The organism is Streptomyces sp. TBY4 (assembly GCF_024213195.1).
Classification (GTDB): domain Bacteria; phylum Actinomycetota; class Actinomycetes; order Streptomycetales; family Streptomycetaceae; genus Streptomyces.
The window spans coordinates 1-17,042 of record NZ_JANAVF010000005.1; the positions used below are offsets into that span (position 1 = coordinate 1).

General features: G+C 72.8%; 13 protein-coding genes and 3 tRNA genes. 9 read left to right on the forward strand and 7 right to left on the reverse strand.

Features of this window, described 5'->3' with window-relative positions:
- Positions 1–204: 204 nt before the first annotated feature.
- Positions 205–933, reverse strand: a complete 729-nt coding sequence (locus NLX94_RS13380; RefSeq protein ID WP_254382929.1) for a triacylglycerol lipase — start codon at positions 931–933, stop codon at positions 205–207.
- A 242-nt stretch (positions 934–1,175) separates the two neighbouring features.
- Between NLX94_RS13380 and NLX94_RS13385 the strand changes: the two genes are divergently transcribed.
- The 3 genes from NLX94_RS13385 to NLX94_RS13395 all read left to right on the forward strand — a co-directional run bounded on the left by NLX94_RS13385 (position 1,176) and on the right by NLX94_RS13395 (position 5,395).
- On the forward strand, positions 1,176–2,213 hold the full coding sequence (locus NLX94_RS13385; RefSeq protein WP_254382930.1) for a rod shape-determining protein: 1,038 nt from the start codon (positions 1,176–1,178) through the stop codon (positions 2,211–2,213).
- Positions 2,210–3,805 carry a GAF domain-containing protein gene (locus NLX94_RS13390; RefSeq protein ID WP_254382931.1) on the forward strand — a complete coding sequence of 532 codons (1,596 nt, stop codon included), beginning with the start codon at positions 2,210–2,212 and terminating at the stop codon, positions 3,803–3,805. Before NLX94_RS13385 ends, NLX94_RS13390 begins: the two co-directional genes overlap by 4 nt.
- A 234-nt stretch (positions 3,806–4,039) precedes the next feature.
- Positions 4,040–5,395: a carboxyl transferase domain-containing protein gene (locus NLX94_RS13395; RefSeq protein WP_254382932.1), complete on the forward strand. Its 1,356-nt coding sequence runs from the start codon at positions 4,040–4,042 to the stop codon at positions 5,393–5,395.
- Here NLX94_RS13395 and NLX94_RS13400 read toward each other — a convergent pair.
- Positions 5,392–6,498, reverse strand: coding sequence for an esterase-like activity of phytase family protein (locus NLX94_RS13400; RefSeq protein ID WP_254382933.1), 1,107 nt, complete (start codon positions 6,496–6,498; stop codon positions 5,392–5,394). The genes NLX94_RS13395 and NLX94_RS13400 overlap by 4 nt on opposite strands.
- Positions 6,499–6,609: 111 nt before the next feature.
- Positions 6,610–7,446, reverse strand: coding sequence for an AraC family transcriptional regulator (locus NLX94_RS13405; protein WP_254382934.1), 837 nt, complete (start codon positions 7,444–7,446; stop codon positions 6,610–6,612).
- A 49-nt stretch (positions 7,447–7,495) separates the two neighbouring features.
- On the opposite strand from NLX94_RS13405, the gene NLX94_RS13410 reads away from it, so the two are divergent.
- Entirely contained in the window at positions 7,496–7,909 is a 414-nt protein-coding gene (locus tag NLX94_RS13410; protein WP_254382935.1) for a cupin domain-containing protein, read from the forward strand.
- A gap of 22 nt (positions 7,910–7,931) precedes the next feature.
- Here NLX94_RS13410 and NLX94_RS13415 read toward each other — a convergent pair whose 3' ends face one another.
- Positions 7,932–9,203, reverse strand: coding sequence for an MFS transporter (locus NLX94_RS13415; protein WP_254382936.1), 1,272 nt, complete (start codon positions 9,201–9,203; stop codon positions 7,932–7,934).
- 282 nt (positions 9,204–9,485) lie between these two features.
- Here NLX94_RS13415 and NLX94_RS13420 point away from each other — a divergent pair, with 282 nt between their 5' ends.
- Positions 9,486–10,679 (forward strand): glutamate--cysteine ligase, encoded by a 1,194-nt coding sequence (locus tag NLX94_RS13420; RefSeq protein WP_254382937.1) that lies wholly within the window; start codon positions 9,486–9,488, stop codon positions 10,677–10,679.
- Between the two features lie 67 nt (positions 10,680–10,746).
- Here the strand turns inward: NLX94_RS13420 and NLX94_RS13425 are convergent.
- The 3 genes from NLX94_RS13425 to NLX94_RS13435 all read right to left on the reverse strand — a co-directional run bounded on the left by NLX94_RS13425 (position 10,747) and on the right by NLX94_RS13435 (position 11,159).
- Positions 10,747–10,820: transfer RNA gene (locus tag NLX94_RS13425), tRNA-Ile, on the reverse strand.
- Between the two features lie 188 nt (positions 10,821–11,008).
- Positions 11,009–11,081: transfer RNA gene (locus NLX94_RS13430), tRNA-Asn, on the reverse strand.
- A gap of 5 nt (positions 11,082–11,086) precedes the next feature.
- Positions 11,087–11,159: transfer RNA gene (locus NLX94_RS13435), tRNA-Asn, on the reverse strand.
- A 146-nt stretch (positions 11,160–11,305) separates the two neighbouring features.
- Between NLX94_RS13435 and NLX94_RS13440 the strand changes: the two genes are divergently transcribed.
- From NLX94_RS13440 to NLX94_RS13455, 4 genes are all read left to right on the forward strand, one after another.
- On the forward strand, positions 11,306–11,617 hold the full coding sequence (locus NLX94_RS13440; RefSeq protein WP_254382938.1) for a YtxH domain-containing protein: 312 nt from the start codon (positions 11,306–11,308) through the stop codon (positions 11,615–11,617).
- 115 nt (positions 11,618–11,732) lie between these two features.
- Entirely contained in the window at positions 11,733–13,178 is a 1,446-nt protein-coding gene (locus NLX94_RS13445) for an FGGY family carbohydrate kinase (RefSeq protein ID WP_254382939.1), read from the forward strand.
- 138 nt (positions 13,179–13,316) lie between these two features.
- A complete protein-coding gene (locus NLX94_RS13450) occupies positions 13,317–15,050 on the forward strand; it encodes an ABC transporter ATP-binding protein (protein WP_254382940.1) in 1,734 nt (577 codons plus the stop codon).
- The gene (locus NLX94_RS13455) at positions 15,047–16,969 is read left to right on the forward strand and encodes an ABC transporter ATP-binding protein (protein WP_254382941.1); all 1,923 of its coding nucleotides are present in this window, start codon (positions 15,047–15,049) and stop codon (positions 16,967–16,969) included. Before NLX94_RS13450 ends, NLX94_RS13455 begins: the two co-directional genes overlap by 4 nt.
- Positions 16,970–17,042 lie beyond the last annotated feature (73 nt).

The window sequence follows — 17,042 nt, forward strand, 5'->3', positions numbered from 1 at the left end:
GCTCCGCACGCCCGGTGTCCCTGTACCGCTAGGGGGTGTCCGCAACGTCCCGCCGGCCGCCCGCAGGGCGGCCCCGCGGCGTCTGGCGCGTGCTCTCGGTGTGCCGGGCGGAAGCCCGCGTACTGGACGTACTCGGGATTTCGCCCGGTGCGCCGAGAGCGCGTGCCAGGCGCCGCGGGGCAGGCGGGACTTTGCGGACACCCCCTAGGAGCGCAGGAAGGCCCGTACGCCCGCCGAGGTGGGATCGTCCCCGAGCAGGTCGTTGTGCTTGAGACAGCCGACGGGGGTGTTCACCGCCCCGGTGAGCGGCACGCTGTCGTCGGGGTTGATGACCTCGTCGCAGTTCGACCAGAAGGTGGCGTACCGCACCGCGCCGGGGGTCTCGTCGCCGGAGTTCAGGTTCTTCACCACGTAGGAGCCCGGGGTCATGTCGCGGCAGGCCTGGTCCCACAGGGCGCAGGCCCAGGCGGTGGAGGTGCCGCGGTTGGGGCCGGCGAGGGAGACCCACTGGTCGACGTACGGGCCGCCGCCGCCGAACTTCACGTACCAGCGGGTGACCAGCGAGCCGAAGGAGTGCGCGACGAGGTCCACCCGGGCGGCGCCGGTCTGCCGGCGGACCTCGGCCACGTAGGCGGCGAGCCGTCCGGAGAGGACCTCGTTGACCGACTGGTGGGTGTCGTAGCCGAAGGAGAAGAGCTCGGAGTCGGCGTAGCCGTCGGCGCGCAGGTCCTCGCGCAGGGAGCCCCAGACGCCCGGGTCGGCGTTGTAGCCGTGGACGAAGACCACCGGATCCCGCACGAGCGCCTTGGCGGACGACGCGCCGGAGGCAGCGCCGGAAGCCGGGGCCTGGGCCTGGGCCGGGAGCGCGGGCGCCGCGAGCAGGGTCAGGCAGAGCGTCAGCAGGGCAAGCAGTCGCTGGCGGACCGTCAGCATCGAGTCCCCTTTACCTTGTTACGCACGAGTAGCACGATCGGTGCGGGCATGGTCGCGCCTGGCGTCGCAGAATTCCACCCCCGTGCAGCACTCACCGGCACCCCTCGTGACCCTTCCGTATCTCAGGACACCCCCCACCCGGAGCATCAAATCGGGCAATACGGGTAATTCACCCGAGAAGATACGAAGTGTGACCGGCACCCGCCGGTCTTCTTGCGTCAGCGCTCTCGGGAGGATCTGCCGTGACCGTCAGTCTTGAGCAGTTGCGCCGCTGCCACGTGGCCGTCGACCTCGGAGCGGCCAGGACCCGCGTCTACGTCAAGGGCCTCGGCCTGGTCGTGGACGAGCCCAGCGTCGCCGCCGTGAACACGCGGACCGGTGCGCTCATCGCCGTCGGCACCTTCGCCGAACGGATGACCGGCCGCACGCCCGACTACATCCGCGTCGTCCGCCCCGTCTCCGGCGGCACCGTCGTCGACATCGAGATGGCCCAGCGCATGCTGCGCCACCTCCTCGGCGAGAAGCTGCGGCGCGCCCTGCGCCGCAAGCCCCGGCTGCGGGCCGCCGCCTGCACCCCGCACGACGCCGACCCGCTCGCCCAGCGGGCGGCGGTGGAGACGATGGTCGGACTCGGAGCCCGGCGCGTCGAACTCGTCGACACCCTGATCGCGGCGGCCGTCGGCTGCGGACTGCCCGTGGAGCAGCCGACCGCGACGATGATCATGGTGTGCGGGGCGGCCGCCACACAGGTCGCCGTCCTCTCCCTCGGCTCGATCGTCACCGCGCAGCGGATCCCGGTGGGCGGCGAGGCCATCGACCACGCCGTCGTCCAGCACCTGCGCCACGCGCACGAGCTGATGCTGCCCAGCCAGGCCGTCCGCCCGCTCCAACTGGCCCTGCACGGCAACGGCATCACCGCGGACGGCCCGGCCTCCACCCTCATCCACGGCCGCGACGTGGCCACCGGCCTCGCCCGCTCCGTCCACGTGGACACCGCCGCCGTCCGGGACGCCATCCACACCCCGCTGACCGCTGTGCTCGACGGCATCGGCAAGGTGCTGCGCGACTGCCCGCCGGACCTGGTGGCCGACCTGACCGACCGAGGGATCATGATGGTGGGTGGCAGCGCCTTGCTGCCGGGCCTGGACCAGATGCTCCGCGACGCCACCGGGATGCCCGTGGCCATCGCCGAACGGCCTGACGTATGCGCGGTACTGGGCCTCGGCATGATGCTCGAAGGGAAGATCGCCCCCATGGTTCTGAACCCCCTGGCCGAATGACGCACGCCGAGTCGCCCCCACCGGCTCCCGGAGACGGGCAGGGCATCACCGCCCGCCAGGTCGCCAGCCTGCCCGTCCTCCTGGAGGCGGTCCTCAACGTCGGCTCCGAACTGGAACTGCGGACCACCCTCCAGCACATCGTCGATTCGGCGACGGATCTGTGCGGGGCACGGTACGGAGCGCTCGGGGTCGTCGACCCCGAGCGCGTCCGGCTGACCGGGCTGTTCACCTCCGGCCTGACCGAGGACGAGAAGGCCGCGATCCCCCACCTGCCGGACGGCCGCTCCGGCCTGCTCGGCGCCCTGATCGCCGATCCGCGCCCGCTCGTCCTCGAGGACCTGAACGAGGACCCCCGCGCCGCGGGCTTCCCGCCGGGGCACCCCCCGATGAAGGGGTTCCTCGGGGTCGCGATCCGGGTCCACACCGAGGTCTTCGGCAACCTCTACCTCACCGACAAGCAGGGCGGCGGCCCCTTCACGGACGAGGACCTCGCCCTGCTGCGCGTCCTCGCCTCACAGGCGGGGATAGCGATCGGCAACGCCCGGCTGTACGAGACCGCGCGCCGCCGGGAGCGCTGGATCGAGGGCGCCGCCGCCGTGACCACCACCCTGCTGGCGGGCCGGCCGGCCGCCGACGCCCTGATGTGCGTGGCCGAACGGGCCCGGCTGCTGGCAGACGCCGCGGCCGGGGTCGTCCTCCAGCCGACCCCCGAGGGCGGCATGGAGATCGTGGCCGCCTCCACGCACGGGGACCCCGGCGACCTGGTGGGCACCGCCATCGCCCCGGGCTCGGCGGTCCTGGAACAACTCCTGGGCGGCGAGCCGGTCTTCATAGAGGACTCGGCGACCGACCCCCGGATGACCACCCACGTACGGGAGCGCTTCGGACCCAGCATGATGCTGCCCCTCCAGAGCGGCGGCCAGCTCATCGGAACCCTCGCCCTGCCCCGCGTCCGCGGCGGCCCGGCCTACGACGCGGTCGACCGGCTCCTGGCCTCGCAGTTCGCCTCCCAGGCGGCACTGGCCCTGGTCCTGGCGGACGCGCAGCACGACCGCGAGCAGCTGGCCGTCTACGAGGACCGGGACCGGATCGCCCGCGACCTCCACGACCTGGTCGTCCAGCGGCTGTTCGCGACGGAGATGATGCTGGAGAGCACCCGGCGGCGCTCCTCCAAGGCGCCCTCCGGGGACACGGTCGGCGAGGAACTGAGCCGGGCGGTGGACGAGCTCGACTCCACCATCCAGGAGGTCCGCACGGCCATCTTCTCCCTCCAGCAGCCGCCGACGGACGCCCCGACCACCTTCCGGGGGCGGGTCCTGCGCGAGACGGGCGGCGCGGCGGTCCTGCTCGGCTTCCAGCCGTCGGTGCACTTCGCCGGGACGGTGGACGCGCTGCTCTCGGAGCCCGTCGCGGGCGACCTCCTCTCCGCCCTGCGCGGGGCGCTGGCCGCGGCGCACCGCCGCGCGGAGGTCACCTCCATCGACGTCGAGGTCGACGCCGTCCCCTCCCGCGTCCGCCTCACCGTCTCCGACGACGGCCGCACAGAATCAGGCACCAGGGGCACCACCCTGACCTGGGAAGCCCCCCTTTGACCCCGGGGGGCGGGTGCGGCGCCGTTCCGGGGGCCGGCCCCCGCACCCCCGGGCGGAGCCCCAGGGGGTCCAGGCGCAGCCCGGTACCCCCTCCCAGCCCGTCCGGCGTTTGAGGACCGGGGTCCGGGCAGCGCCCGGGGAACGGTGGAAGGGCGGGTAGGGGACTTCGAACCGCAGGGCCCAGCCACCCGCACCGCGCGAGCCCCCGCAGCCCCCTCCCCGTAGGGTGTCGGCGTGACGACCCGCCCCTCGGCCCGCGCCGCCATCGCCTCCGCCACCGACCCCGGCACCTTCACCGAACTCCCCACCCCGCCCGGGGACTCCGCCCCCGACGGCCCCCTCGGCTGGGCCGGCTACGACGACTCCCGCGCCCGCGCCGCGCAGCGGACCGGCGAGGCCGAGTCCGTCGTCACCGGCACCGCCCGCATCGGCGGCCACGAAGCCACCGTGATCTCCTTCGAGTTCGGCTTCCTCGGCGGGTCCCTCGGCCACCGCACCGGCGACCGCCTGGAGGCGGCCTACACCCACGCCCGCACCCACCGCCTCCCCCTGGTCTCCCTCATCGCCACCGGCGGCTCCCGCATGCAGGAGGGCATGCTCGCGCTGACCCAACTGCAGCGCGTGGCCCGTCAGTCCGCCCTCACCCGCGCCGCCGGCCTCCCGCAGATCGCCGTCCTGCGCGACCCCACCACCGGCGGCGGCTGGGCCACCCTCGGAGCGGGGGCCGACGTGATCCTCGCGCTGCCGGGGGCGCAGGTCGGGTTCGCCGGGTCCCGGGTGCGCCCGCCGGACGCGGATCCGGCCGCCTACACCGCCGAGGGGCAGTACGCCGCCGGGCACGTGGACGCCCTCGTCCCCGCCGCGCAGCTGCCCACCACCCTGGCGGCCTGGCTCCGGGTGCTCGCCGCGCCCCGCTCCGCCGATCCCGTGGAACCCCCGGCCGCGCTGGCCGACGTAGCGCTGCCGCCCACGGGATGGGACGCCGTCCTGCAGGCCCGTCACCCCGGCCGGCCGCGCGCGGAGCAGTACCTGGACTCCTACTTCGAGCTCCGACTCCACCTCTCCGGCGACCGGGCGGGCGGCACCGACCCCGGGATGCTGTGCGGGTTCGGGCTCCGCGAGGGCCGGGCCGTGGCCTACGCCGCCCAGTGCGGCACCGCCACCCGCCCGGCCGGGTACCGTACGGCGGCCCGCGTCATCCGGCTCGCGGACCGGCTCGGCATCCCGGTGCTCACCCTCGTGGACACCCCGGGCGCGGCCAACGACGCCGCCGCCGAGCACGCGGGCGCGGGCGCCGCCATCGCCGACGCCTTCGCGGCGCTCGCCTCCGCCGCGGTCCCCGTCACCACCCTCCTGATCGGCGAGGGCGGCTCCGGCGGCGCCCTGGCCCTTGCGGCGCCGGGCCACACCTGGGTCACGCCGGACAGCTACTTCTCGGTGATCGCCCCCGAGCTGGCGGCGGCCATCCTCAAGCGCCCCGCGGAGTCGGCCCCGGCGACGGCGGACCAGCTGCGCGTCCGCCCCCAGGACTTGGTCGCCCTGGGCATCGCCCGCGGCATCGTCTCCCCCGCGAAGGAGGGGCCCCGCTAGCGCCCCCAACTCCGCGCAGGCAGCTTCACGTCCACCCGGTACAGCCGGGTGATCTGCTGCGGGAACTCGTTGTCGTCGCTGACCAGCAGCAGCCGCACCCGCCCGTGGCCGCCGCGCCCGTCGTCATCTGTCACCACCATGCCCTCGACGTTGTCGACCAGCGGGTGGTTCTGCGGCAGCCTGGAGGGCGCGCCCAGCGTCGGGCAGCCGTCGAGGTCCCCGATCGGGGTCTTGCGCGCGGTCCGCAGCCCCTCCCCCTCGGCCAGCGCCGCCACCTTCGAGGTGTCCGTGGCGCCGAGGGGGTCGGCGACGTACAGCCGCACCGTGATCTTGAACTGCTGCGTGAAGCCGCGCTCCAGCACGATCAGCCGGCCGTCGCGCGTCGGCGCGAGCTCCACCAGCCCGTGTCCGGCGTCCACCGGGTACGCGTACTGCCGCCCCAGCACGAACTCGCCGCCCCGGCCCCGGCGTTCCCAGGTCTGGATCCGCTGGAGCGTCCGCCCCTGCGCATCCTTCCCGTCGCCGGCCAGCACGCCCTCGACTCCGGCGACGAGGGTGTGCCCGCCGGGCAGCAGGGTCAGGGATTCGAAGGTCTGGTTGACGGTGGCCCGGCCCTCGGGCGCGAGCTTGAACCCGTCCGGGACGGGCAGCGAGCCCAGCACCTCGCCGGTGCGGGAGTAGCGCCGGATCGCCGGGGCGGTCTCGTCCGTCACCAGGTACGTACCGTCGCGGTCGACGACGATCCCCTCGGAGTCGACGGCCTTCCCCGCGCCGTCGGTCAGCGGCAGCCGCGCGGCGGCCGTCGCGGTCGGGGTGTCACCGCGGCCCACGTTCAGCTTGTACAGCGCCGACTTGTCGGAGATCGCGGCGAGCGTGCCGTCCCGGTCCACCGCGAGCCCGGAGAGCCCGCCGACCAGCTTTCCGTCGAGGAGGGTCTTGTCGAGGGAGTCCGAGTATCCGGCGACCGAGAGGTACGGCGAGCAGGAACGCTCCCCCTTCGGCCCCCCGGGCACCGGGAGGTCCCGGGCCTGGGCCTGCGGGACGAGGGCTCCGGCGAGCGCGGCGGTGGCCACGGCGGTGGTGACGAGCGTACGAAGGCGCATGAAGGCCTTCCTCCTGGGGCGAGACGAAATGACTTCCGAACTGTCATATGGCTAATCGAAAGAGAACGGAAGCCCCGGCAACGCGATGGCAACGAACCCGCCAACTTCCCTTCACACCCGGCCGGATCGGGCGAACCGCCCCGGACTGATCCCCACGTGCCGCCCGAAGTGCCGTGCCAGGTGCGCCTGGTCGTAGAACCCCGCCGCCACCGCCGCCTCGGCCGGCCGCATCCCCGCCAGCAGCAGCCGCCGCGCCCTCGCGACCCGCAGCCCAGTGAGGTAGGCGTGCGGAGGGAGCCCGAACGCCTTCCGGAAGCTGCGGATCAGGTGGGTGGGATGGGCGTGCCCCAGAAGCGCGGAAGCCTCCTCCAAGGTGATCCCGCCGAGGACCCGCGCATCGAGGAGCTCGCGCAGTCGTACGGCCGTATCCGGGCCCGGAGCCCCGTACGGGACCACGTGCCGGCGCCCCTCCAGCCACGTGCGCAGCCGCTCCTGGACGAAGGCGAGCCGCGACTGCGCCTCCAGCCGCTCGACCGCGCCGGCCGGCAACTCCCCGGCTCCCAGCGCGCGGTGCAGTCCGTGTACCCGGTCCCGCAGGGCTGCGTCGAGCAGCAGCGGCGCATCGACGGCGGCCCCGGTCAGCGACTCCGGGAGCACGGACGCGTCGAGGTACAGCACGCGCTTGCGGAAGCCCGCCTCGGTGACGGTCCGCCCGTCGTGCACCACCCCGGGCGGCAGCAGGGCCACCGTGTCCGAGCCGCCCACGCCGTGCCGTTCACGGTCGAGCCCGAAGTCGACGCGGCCGCCGTCGAGGATCATCAGCGTCCACGTGTCGTGGACGTGCGCGGGGTAGGCGTGATCGGTGAACCGGGCGTGGAACACCTCGGCTATGCCCGGCACCGGCGGCTGCCAGGCGGAGACCGAGCTGTGCGGACGTAATGCGGCCATGTCAGGAACGTACAAGACCGGTCGGCGCCCGCCCCGGCAGTCTGCCCGCATGACGACACACGAGGGCACGTACGAGAACGGTCAACCCACGGGCACGGCGGGCACGGGGCGCGTGGTGAACATCGCGGAGAAACTGGCCGGTTTCACCGAGCAGTGGGCCCCGCGCCGGATCGCCCGGATCAACGACTACGAGGTCAAGATCGCGAAGATCCAGGGCGAGTTCGTCTGGCACACCCACGAGGACACCGACGAGCTCTTCCTCGTCGTCAGCGGCACCCTGACGCTCCGTCTGCGCACCGGGGACGTCGTGCTGAACCCCGGCGAGATCTACGTGGTCCCGCGCGGGGTGGAGCACTGCCCGCAGGCCGACGGGGAGACGGCGATCCTCCTGTTCGAGCCCTCCGGCACCGCCAACACCGGCGAGCAGGGCGGCGACCGCACCCGGGAGCCGGTGGACGCCTGAGGCGGGCGCCCGCCCGCGCCTCTCAGGCCTGCGGCGTGCGCGCGTCGTAGCGGGCGAACCCCCGCCACCGCGCGGCCAGCAGCGCCACGACGAGTACACAGCCGAGCCCGCCTCCCGTGATCGCGACGGTCGGGGAGGTGAGTTCGGCGGCGGTCCCGGCGAGGAAGTCCCCGAGGCGGGGCCCGCCGGCGACGACCACGATGAAGACTCCCTGCAGGCGGCCCCGCATCCCGTCCGGGGTCGCAGCCTGGAGCATGGTGGTGCGGAACACCCCCGAGATGCTGTCGGCGCACCCCGCCAGGGCCAGGAAGAGCAGCCCGAGCCAGAGGTCGCGGGTCAGCCCGAAGACGGCGATGGCCAGCCCCCACGCGGCGACGGAGAGCAGGATCGCCACCCCGTGCCGCCGGATCCGCCCCTGCCAGCCGGAGAACAGCCCCCCGAGCAGCGCCCCGACGGCGGGAGCGGCGACGAGCAGCCCGACCGTCCTGGCGTCGCCGCCGTACCAGACCACGGCCACGGCCGGGAACAGCGCCTTCGGCTGGGCCAGCACCATGGCGGCCAGGTCGGAGAAGAAGGTCATCCGGACGTTCGGCCGGGTCCCCAGGAAGCGCAGGCCGTCGAGGACGGAGGCCCGCCCGGTGCGCCCGGCCGCCCCCTCGGGCTTCATGGGCGGCAGCCGCCACACCGCGTAGAGGGCGGCGCCGAAGGTGACGGCGTCGATCAGGTACGCGGCCTGGTAGCCCCACCAGCCGACGATGACCCCGCCCAGCGCCGGGCCGGCGGTCATCCCGAAGGTCATGAGCACGGAGTTCAGCGCATTGGCGGCGGGCAGCTGCTCCGCGGGCAGCAGCCGCGGGATCATCGCGGACCGGGCGGGGCCGTTGAGGGCCCCGCAGAGGGACTGGAGCGCGACGACGGAGTAGAGCAGCCAGACGCGGTGGTAGTCCAGGAGCGCGGCGCCGGCGAGGGCGAAGGCCAGGGCGGTCAGGCCGAGCGCGCTGACGAGGCCGAGCTTGCGGCGGTCGACGGTGTCGGCGATGGCCCCGCCGTAGAGCCCGAAGGTGACCAGCGGGACGAGCGCGCAGAGCCCGACGAGTCCGACCGAGAAGCTGGAACCGGTGATCTCGTAGACCTGGAGCGAGATGGCCAGGGCGGTCATCGCCTGGCCCAGCCAGGAGATGATCCCGCCGCACCACAGCCGCCGGAAGTCCGGGGAGGTTCTGAGCGGGGTGAGGTCGGCCACGATGCGGCGTCGGGGGCGGGTGGACTGGGGCGGAGCGGTCGTACGAGTCACAACGGATGTTAAGCCGCCACCCGGCGGAGCCCGCTCGGATCCCACTCGAACCTGACTCGAACCCCACTCGCCGCCCCCCTTCGAACTCCCTTCGGCCCCCGCCCGGAGTAACTCCCCTTTCCCGCACGCGCACCATTCACCCCACCCGGAACCGGGGCCCCGCAATCGCATATTCCTTGCCGCTAACTCGCCACTATCACCGGACATTTGACCGAATAGACGTGCGCTCCTCGCCTGGAGTTCAGCTCATGATGAAAAGACTCGTATGTCCAGGGAGGCGCAGTGATCGAACCTGGCACCAGCACCACGAGCACCGGCACCAAGAGCCCCGGCACCACGAAGACGGAGGCGCCGCGCGCGGCCGTTCCGGCCGATCCGGTCTTCCCCCTCACCCTGGGGGTCGAGGAGGAGTTCCTCCTCGTCGACGCCCGCACCCTGCGGGTGGTCCCGGCCGCCCCGCTCGTCCTGTCCACCGCCGCGGGACTCCCCCACGAACTGCACGCCGAAGGCACCCGCTACCAGGTGGAGATCTCCACCCCCGTCGCCGACTCGGCGGCGACGCTGCGCAGCGAGCTCGCCGGCCTGCGCCGCACCCTCGCGCGGGCCGCCCGGGCCCACGGCTGCCGGCTGCTGGCCGCGCCCTCGCCGGTGGTGGCCGTGGAGGGCCCGCTCCACCTGACCGACGACGAGCCGCGCCAGCGCGAGCAGGCCCGGCGCTTCGGCGCGCTCACCGACACCCTCGTCAGCTGCGGCCGGCACATCCACATCGGCACCCTCGACGTGGACACGGCGGTGGCCGTCTCCAACCGGGTCCGGCCCTGGCTGCCCACGCTGATCGCCCTGGCGGCCAACTCCCCCTTCTGGGGCGGCCGCGACACCGGCCACGCCAGCTGGCGGGCGATGGCCTGGGCGGGCTGGCCCTCGGCCGGCCTGCCTCCGCACCACACCTCGACGGCCCACTTCCGGCGCTCCGTGCAGACCCTGCTCGGCTCCGGGGCGGCCCTCGACACCAAGATGGTCTACTGGGACCTCCGGCCCTCGGGGAACTGGCCGACGCTCGAACTGCGGGCCCCCGACATGTCCCCGGACATCGACTCGGCCATCCTCCAGGCGGAACTGGCCCGCGCCCTCGTCGCGACGGCCCTGCGCGAGATCGCCGAGCAGCGTCCGGACCCGCCCGTACGGGAGGACGTACTGCGCCTCGCGCGCTGGCGGGCGGCCCACGACGGCCTGGAGGGCTTCGGCCTGGACCCGTACACGGGGGTGGAACTCCCGGCGGCGGACCTCGCGGAGGCCCTGCTCGACCTGGTGGCCCCCGAACTGGCCGCCTCCGGCGACCTCGACCACGCCGCCACGACCCTGGCCGGCCTCCTCCGCGACGGCTCGGGCGCCCACCGCCAGCGCACGGCCTTCGCCCGCCGGGGCGACCTGAAGGACGTCCTCCGCCACCTGGCAGACGAAACGGAGGCCCCCTGACGACCCCACCCACCCGAAGAAACGCCAAAGCCGCAGGTGCGATCGTTTCTGCACCTGCGGCTCGCAGTGGGGCGGGTGGGACTCGAACCCACGGCCGACGGATTATGAGTCCGCTGCTCTAACCGGCTGAGCTACCGCCCCTTCACGGCGTGGCGCGTACATGTGTGCGCGCCGTCTGCCGCAGCATAGCCGCTCATACGATCTCCTGCCTCGGATGCCTCGCATGATCGGCTTCGCCTGCCCAGAGAGACCGCGCCGGGCGCTGTCCGGTTGCGTGCGGAGGGCAGAAAAAAGAAAAAGGACCCACCTGGGGTCCTCGTTCCTTCTTGCTCCCCCGACTGGACTCGAACCAGTAACCTGCCGATTAACAGTCGGCTGCTCTGCCAATTGAGCTACAGGGGACCGCGCTCCCCCGACTGGACTCGAACCAGTAACCTGCCGATTAACAGTCGGCTGCTCTGCCAATTGAGCTACAGGGGATTGCTGCGTTGCACCGAACAGCCCACCTCCGGCCTTGGCCGGGGGGCGAGCGCCCGTTGCGAGTCATAGATTAGCGCAAGCAGGGGGGTGCTCCGCCAATCGGTATCGCCAGCGGGCCGGGCACCACACGACGAAGGGTGGCAGGCATGCGGTACAAGGTCACGTTCGCGGTCGGGCTGGCCCTCGGGTACGTGCTCGGGACCCGGGCCGGACGCGAGCGGTATGAACAGTTGAAGAAGTCCGCGCGACAGTTCGCGCAGAACCCCGCGGTCCGAAACGCCGCCGAGAGCGCTGGTCAGACGGGTCGGGAGTTCGCCGGCAAGGCATACGCCGCCGTGAGCGACAAGGTGGGCGACGCGGTGCCGGACGCCCTCGCGGGGCGGGTACGGGGCCTGCGGGCGCGGGTCGCCGGCAATGGCGCGGCGGGCGAGGACGACTGGGGCACCAGCAACACCTGACCGGAGCGGGACGGCCCGGAGCGGGCCGCCCCGGGCCTCGCTCGGGGCCCTGCACCCGGGTCCCGCGCGCTCCGGGGCGGTCGAGTCCGCCCCCGCGTGCGGCAGAATTCTCCGCATGGGGATAGTCGCCGGGCTGGACAGCTCTTCCACGTTCACACGCATCGTCGTCTGTGACACCGAGACGGGCGCCGTGCTGCGCCAGGGGTACGCCCCTCATCCGCAGCCCACCGGCGAAGCCGTGCCGCACGAGACCGATCCGCAGGCCTGGCTGCTCTCGCTCGGCGAGGCCGCCGGCGGCGGGCTCCTCGAAGGGGTGCAGGCCATCGGGGTCTCCGCGCAGCAGCACGGGCTGCTGCCGCTGGACGCGCAGGGCGGCCTCGTCCGTCCCGCCCTGATCGGCAACGACAAGCGCGGTCAGGCCGCCGCCGCCGAGCTGATCGAGTCCCTCGGCGGACGGCAGGCCTGGGCCGAGGCCGTCGGCTCCGTCCCCCACGCGGCGCAGCCCGTCGCGAAGCTCGCCTGGCTGGCCCGTACCGAGCCCGAGGCGGCCCGGCGGGTGGCCGTGCTGATGTCCCCGCACGACTGGCTGGTGTGGCAGCTGCTGGGCCGCCCGGCGCGGCGGACCACCGACCGGGGCGGCGCCTCCGGCACCGGCTACTGGTCGGCGGCCGCCGGCGCCTACCGCCCCGACCTGGTCGAGCTCGCGCTCGGGCACCGGGCGCTGCTCCCCGAGGTGCTCGGGCCGGCCGAAGCCGCCGGGACCACGCCCGAGGGGCTGCTGATCTCCGCCGGCACCGGGGAGACCATGGCGGCCGCGCTCGGACTGGGCATGGGCCCGGGCGACGCCGTGGTCTCGCTGGGCGCGTCCGGATCGGTGATGGCGGTGCACCACGAGGCGCTGTCGGAGCCGGGCGGGCTGATCACCTCCCTCGCGGACGCCACCGGGCTGCACCTGCCGGTGGTGAACACGCTGAACGCCGTACGGGCCCTGCGCGGCACCGCCGAACTGCTGGGCACCGATCTGGAGGGGCTGAGCGAGCTCGCGCTGAAGTCGACCCCGGGCGCGCACGGACTCGTACTCCTGCCGTACCTGGAGGGTGAGCGGACGCCCAACCTGCCGCACGCCGCCGGGACCCTGTCGGGGCTGCGCCGGGACTCCATGAAGCCGGAGCACCTCGCGCGGGCCGCCTTCGAGGGCATGCTGTGCGGACTGGTGGACGCGCTCGACGTGCTGCGCACCCGCGGCGTGGAGATCCGCCGGGTGTTCCTGCTCGGAGCCGCCGCCGAGCTGCCGGCCGTACAGGCCTTCGCGCCGGGGCTGTTCGGCACGCAGGTCCTCGTACCGGCGCCGGCGGACTACGCGGCCCTGGGCGCGGCCCGGCAGGCCGCGTGGGCGCTGGGCCTGGCGCAGGGCGGCCCGGCCTCGAACACCCCGCCGGTGTGGCCGGCGCCCGCGGCGCAGCTGTTCGAGCCGGACGAGGAGTACCCGGCCTGGCAGGGCGTGCGCCAGCAGTACGTCGCGACCCGGGACCAGATCCACCCGGGGGCGTTCCGCGGCTAGGGGGTCCTGCGCGGCCTAGGCCCGGCAGCTCCGGCGTTCTACTCCTTTTGACCGGGCTTTACGAAATCCGGTGGGTTCCGGCCTCCCGTTGGCAGAAGATGGTGTGAACCCCTCGATCATGCCGACCGGAGCCTGCGCGTGCTCATACGACTTCTGCGGACCCATCTGGGTCCGTACCGGAAACCGATCGCCGTGCTGGTCCTGCTGCAGCTGCTGCAGACCAGCGCGAGCCTCTACCTGCCCACGCTGAACGCGGACATCATTGACAACGGTGTCGTGCACGGCGACACGGGCTACATCCTGCGTTTCGGCGCACTGATGCTCGGCGTCTCGCTGATCCAGCTCGTCTGCAACGTCGGCGCCGTCTACTACGGGGCCCGTACCGCCGCCGCCTTCGGCCGGGACGTCCGGGCCGGCGTCTTCGACCGCGTGCAGAGCTTCTCCGCGCGTGAGCTCGGCCACTTCGGCGCCCCGTCGCTGATCACCCGTACGACGAACGACGTGCAGCAGATCCAGATGCTCGTGCTGATGACCTTCACCCTGATGGTCTCCGCGCCGATCATGTGCGTCGGCGGCATCTTCATGGCGCTCTCGCTCGACGTGAAGCTCTCGGGCGTCCTGCTCGCCGTGGTCCCCGTCCTCGGTCTGTCGGTCGGCGCGATCGTGCTGAAGACCCGCCCGCTGTTCCGGCAGATGCAGACCCGTCTGGACACGGTCAACCGGGTCCTGCGCGAGCAGATCACCGGCAACCGGGTGATCCGCGCCTTCATCCGCGACGACTACGAGAAGGAGCGCTTCCGCGAGGCCAACGCCGACCTCACCGGCGTCTCGCTGGCGGCCGGCAAGCTGCTCGCGCTGATGTTCCCGACGGTGATCGTGGTCGTGAACATCTCCAGCGTCGCCGTCGTCTGGTTCGGTGCGATGCGCATCGACGCCGGCGGGATGGAGATCGGCCAGCTGACGGCCTTCCTCGCCTACCTGATGCAGATCGTCATGTCCGTGATGATGGCCACCTTCATGTTCATGATGGTGCCGCGCGCCGAGGTCTGCGCCGAGCGCGTCCAGGAGGTCCTGGACACCGAATCCAGCGTGATCCCGCCCACCGACCCGGTCCGCGAGCTGCACAGCCGCGGCCGCCTGGAACTGCGCGGCGCCGACTTCCGCTACCCGGGCGCCGAGGTCCCCGTGCTGCGCGGGGTGGACCTCGTGGCCCGGCCCGGCGAGACCACCGCGGTGATCGGCTCCACCGGCAGCGGCAAGTCCACGTTGCTGGGGCTGATCCCCCGGCTCTTCGACGCGACCGGCGGCGACGTGCTGGTGGACGGCGAGGACGTGCGCCGCCTCGACCCGGAGCTGCTCGCCAGGACGGTCGGCATGGTGCCGCAGAAGCCGTACCTCTTCTCCGGGACGGTCGCCAGCAACCTGCGCTACGGGCGCCCCGACGCCACCGACGAGGAACTGTGGCACGCGCTGGAGGTCGCGCAGGCCAAGGGATTCGTCTCCGAGCTGGAGGGCGGGCTCGACGCTCCGATCACCCAGGGCGGGACCAACGTCTCCGGCGGCCAGCGCCAGCGGCTCGCGATCGCGCGCACGCTCGTACAGCGCCCGGAGATCTACCTCTTCGACGACTCCTTCTCGGCCCTGGACTACGCCACGGACGCGGCGCTGCGCTCCGCGCTCGCCCGCGAGACCGAGGAGGCGACCGTGGTCATCGTCGCCCAGCGGGTCTCCACGATCCGCGACGCGGACCGGATCATCGTCCTCGACGAGGGGCAGGTGGTGGGCGAGGGGCGCCACCACGAGCTGATGGCCGGCAATGAGACCTACCGGGAGATCGTGCTCTCCCAGCTGACGGAGGCGGAGGCCGCATGAGCGGGCCCGGAGGACGGATGATGGGGCCGCCGGTGACGCGGTCCATGGACTTCAAGGGCTCGGGCAAGCGGCTGCTGAGCGCGCTGGCACGCGACCGGGCCAAGCTGTGGGGCATGATCCTCGCGGTCGTCGGCAGCGTCGCCGCGTCGGTGACCGGGCCGAAGATCCTCGGTGAGGCCACCGACCTCGTGTTCGCGGGGATCGTCGGCCGGGACATGGATCCGCGCCTCACCAAGGCGCAGGCGCTGGAGCAGATGCGCGCCAGGGGCCAGGGCGGGATGGCGGACATGCTGTCCGGCACCGACTTCACCCCGGGCAAGAGCATCGACTTCGGCGCGGTGGGGGCGGTGGCGCTGTGGGCGCTGGCCGTCTTCACGGTCGCCGGTCTGCTGATGCTCGTCGCCACCCGGCTGTCGAACCACATCATGAACGGCACCGTGTACCGGCTGCGCGAGGAGCTGCAGGCGAAGCTGTCGCGGCTGCCGCTGTCGTACTTCGACCAGCAGAAGCGCGGCGAGGTGCTCAGCCGGGCCACGAACGACATCGACAACATCGGGCAGACGATCCAGCAGACGATGGGTCAGCTGCTCAACTCGCTCCTGACGATCGTCGGCGTGCTGGCGATGATGTTCTGGATCTCGCCGCTGCTGGCGCTGGTCGCGCTGGTGACCATCCCGGTGTCCGCGTACGTCGCCGCGAAGATCGGCAAGAAGTCGCAGCCGCAGTTCGTGGCGCAGTGGAAGTCCACGGGCGCCCTGAACGCGCACGTCGAGGAGATGTACTCGGGCCACACGCTGGTCAAGGTCTTCGGCCGGCAGAAGGAGTCCGCGGCCCTGTTCGCCGAGCAGAACGAGGCCCTGTACAAGGCCTCCTTCAAGGCGCAGCTGGTCAGCGGGATCATGCAGCCGGTGATGCTGTTCATCTCGAACATCAACTACGTGCTCGTCGCGGTCGTCGGCGGTCTGCGGGTGGCCTCGGGCACCCTGTCGATCGGTGACGTCCAGGCCTTCATCCAGTACACGCGCCAGTTCTCGATGCCGCTCACGCAGGTCGCCTCCATGGCGAACCTGGTGCAGTCCGGCGTCGCCTCCGCGGAGCGGGTCTACGAGCTGCTGGACGCGCCGGAGCAGGAGCCGGACGCGGAGGTTCCGGAGCGTCCGGAAACCCTGCGCGGGCAGGTCACCTTCGACAAGGTCGCCTTCCGCTACGAGCCGGACAAGCCGCTGATCGAGAACCTCTCGCTGACGGTCGACCCCGGCAACACGGTCGCGATCGTCGGCCCGACCGGCGCCGGCAAGACCACGCTGGTCAACCTGCTGATGCGGTTCTACGAGGTCACCGGCGGGGAGATCGCCCTCGACGGCGTGGACATCGCGAAGATGACCCGCGAGGAGCTGCGCGCCGGGATCGGCATGGTGCTCCAGGACACCTGGCTGTTCGGCGGCACCATCGCGGAGAACATCGCCTACGGGGCCACCCGCGAGGTCACGCGCGCCGAGGTCGAGGAGGCCGCGCGGGCGGCCCACGCCGACCGGTTCATCCGCACCCTGCCCGAGGGGTACGACACGGTGCTGGACGACGAGGGAGCCGGCGTCAGCGCGGGCGAGAAGCAGCTGGTCACCATCGCGCGGGCGTTCCTGTCCGACCCGGTGATCCTGGTGCTCGACGAGGCGACGAGCTCGGTGGACACCCGTACCGAGGTGCTGATCCAGAAGGCGATGGCCCGCCTCGCGCACGGCCGTACGTCCTTCGTGATCGCGCACCGGCTGTCCACGATCCGCGACGCCGACCTGATCCTGGTGATGGAGAGCGGCTCGATCGTGGAACAGGGCACGCACGAGCAGCTGCTGCTCTCGGGCGGCGCGTACGCGCGGCTGTACGCGGCGCAGTTCGCGCAGGCGGTGGCCGAGGTCGACTAGCGCGGCCGGTATCCGGTACCGGGAGGGGCGCCCATGAGGGCGCCCCTTTTCCCGTACTCGGTTCTTTCCGTAC

Bases quoted from the DNA above. Each gene is read 5' to 3' on its own strand.
- NLX94_RS13380 (WP_254382929.1), bottom strand. From the start codon at position 933: ATGCTGACGGTCCGCCAGCGACTGCTTGCCCTGCTGACGCTCTGCCTG.
- NLX94_RS13390 (WP_254382931.1), top strand. From the start codon at position 2,210: ATGACGCACGCCGAGTCGCCCCCACCGGCTCCCGGAGACGGGCAGGGC.
- NLX94_RS13400 (WP_254382933.1), bottom strand. From the start codon at position 6,498: ATGCGCCTTCGTACGCTCGTCACCACCGCCGTGGCCACCGCCGCGCTC.
- NLX94_RS13405 (WP_254382934.1), bottom strand. From the start codon at position 7,446: ATGGCCGCATTACGTCCGCACAGCTCGGTCTCCGCCTGGCAGCCGCCG.
- NLX94_RS13410 (WP_254382935.1), top strand. From the start codon at position 7,496: ATGACGACACACGAGGGCACGTACGAGAACGGTCAACCCACGGGCACG.
- NLX94_RS13440 (WP_254382938.1), top strand. From the start codon at position 11,306: ATGCGGTACAAGGTCACGTTCGCGGTCGGGCTGGCCCTCGGGTACGTG.
- NLX94_RS13445 (WP_254382939.1), top strand. From the start codon at position 11,733: ATGGGGATAGTCGCCGGGCTGGACAGCTCTTCCACGTTCACACGCATC.
- NLX94_RS13455 (WP_254382941.1), top strand. From the start codon at position 15,047: ATGAGCGGGCCCGGAGGACGGATGATGGGGCCGCCGGTGACGCGGTCC.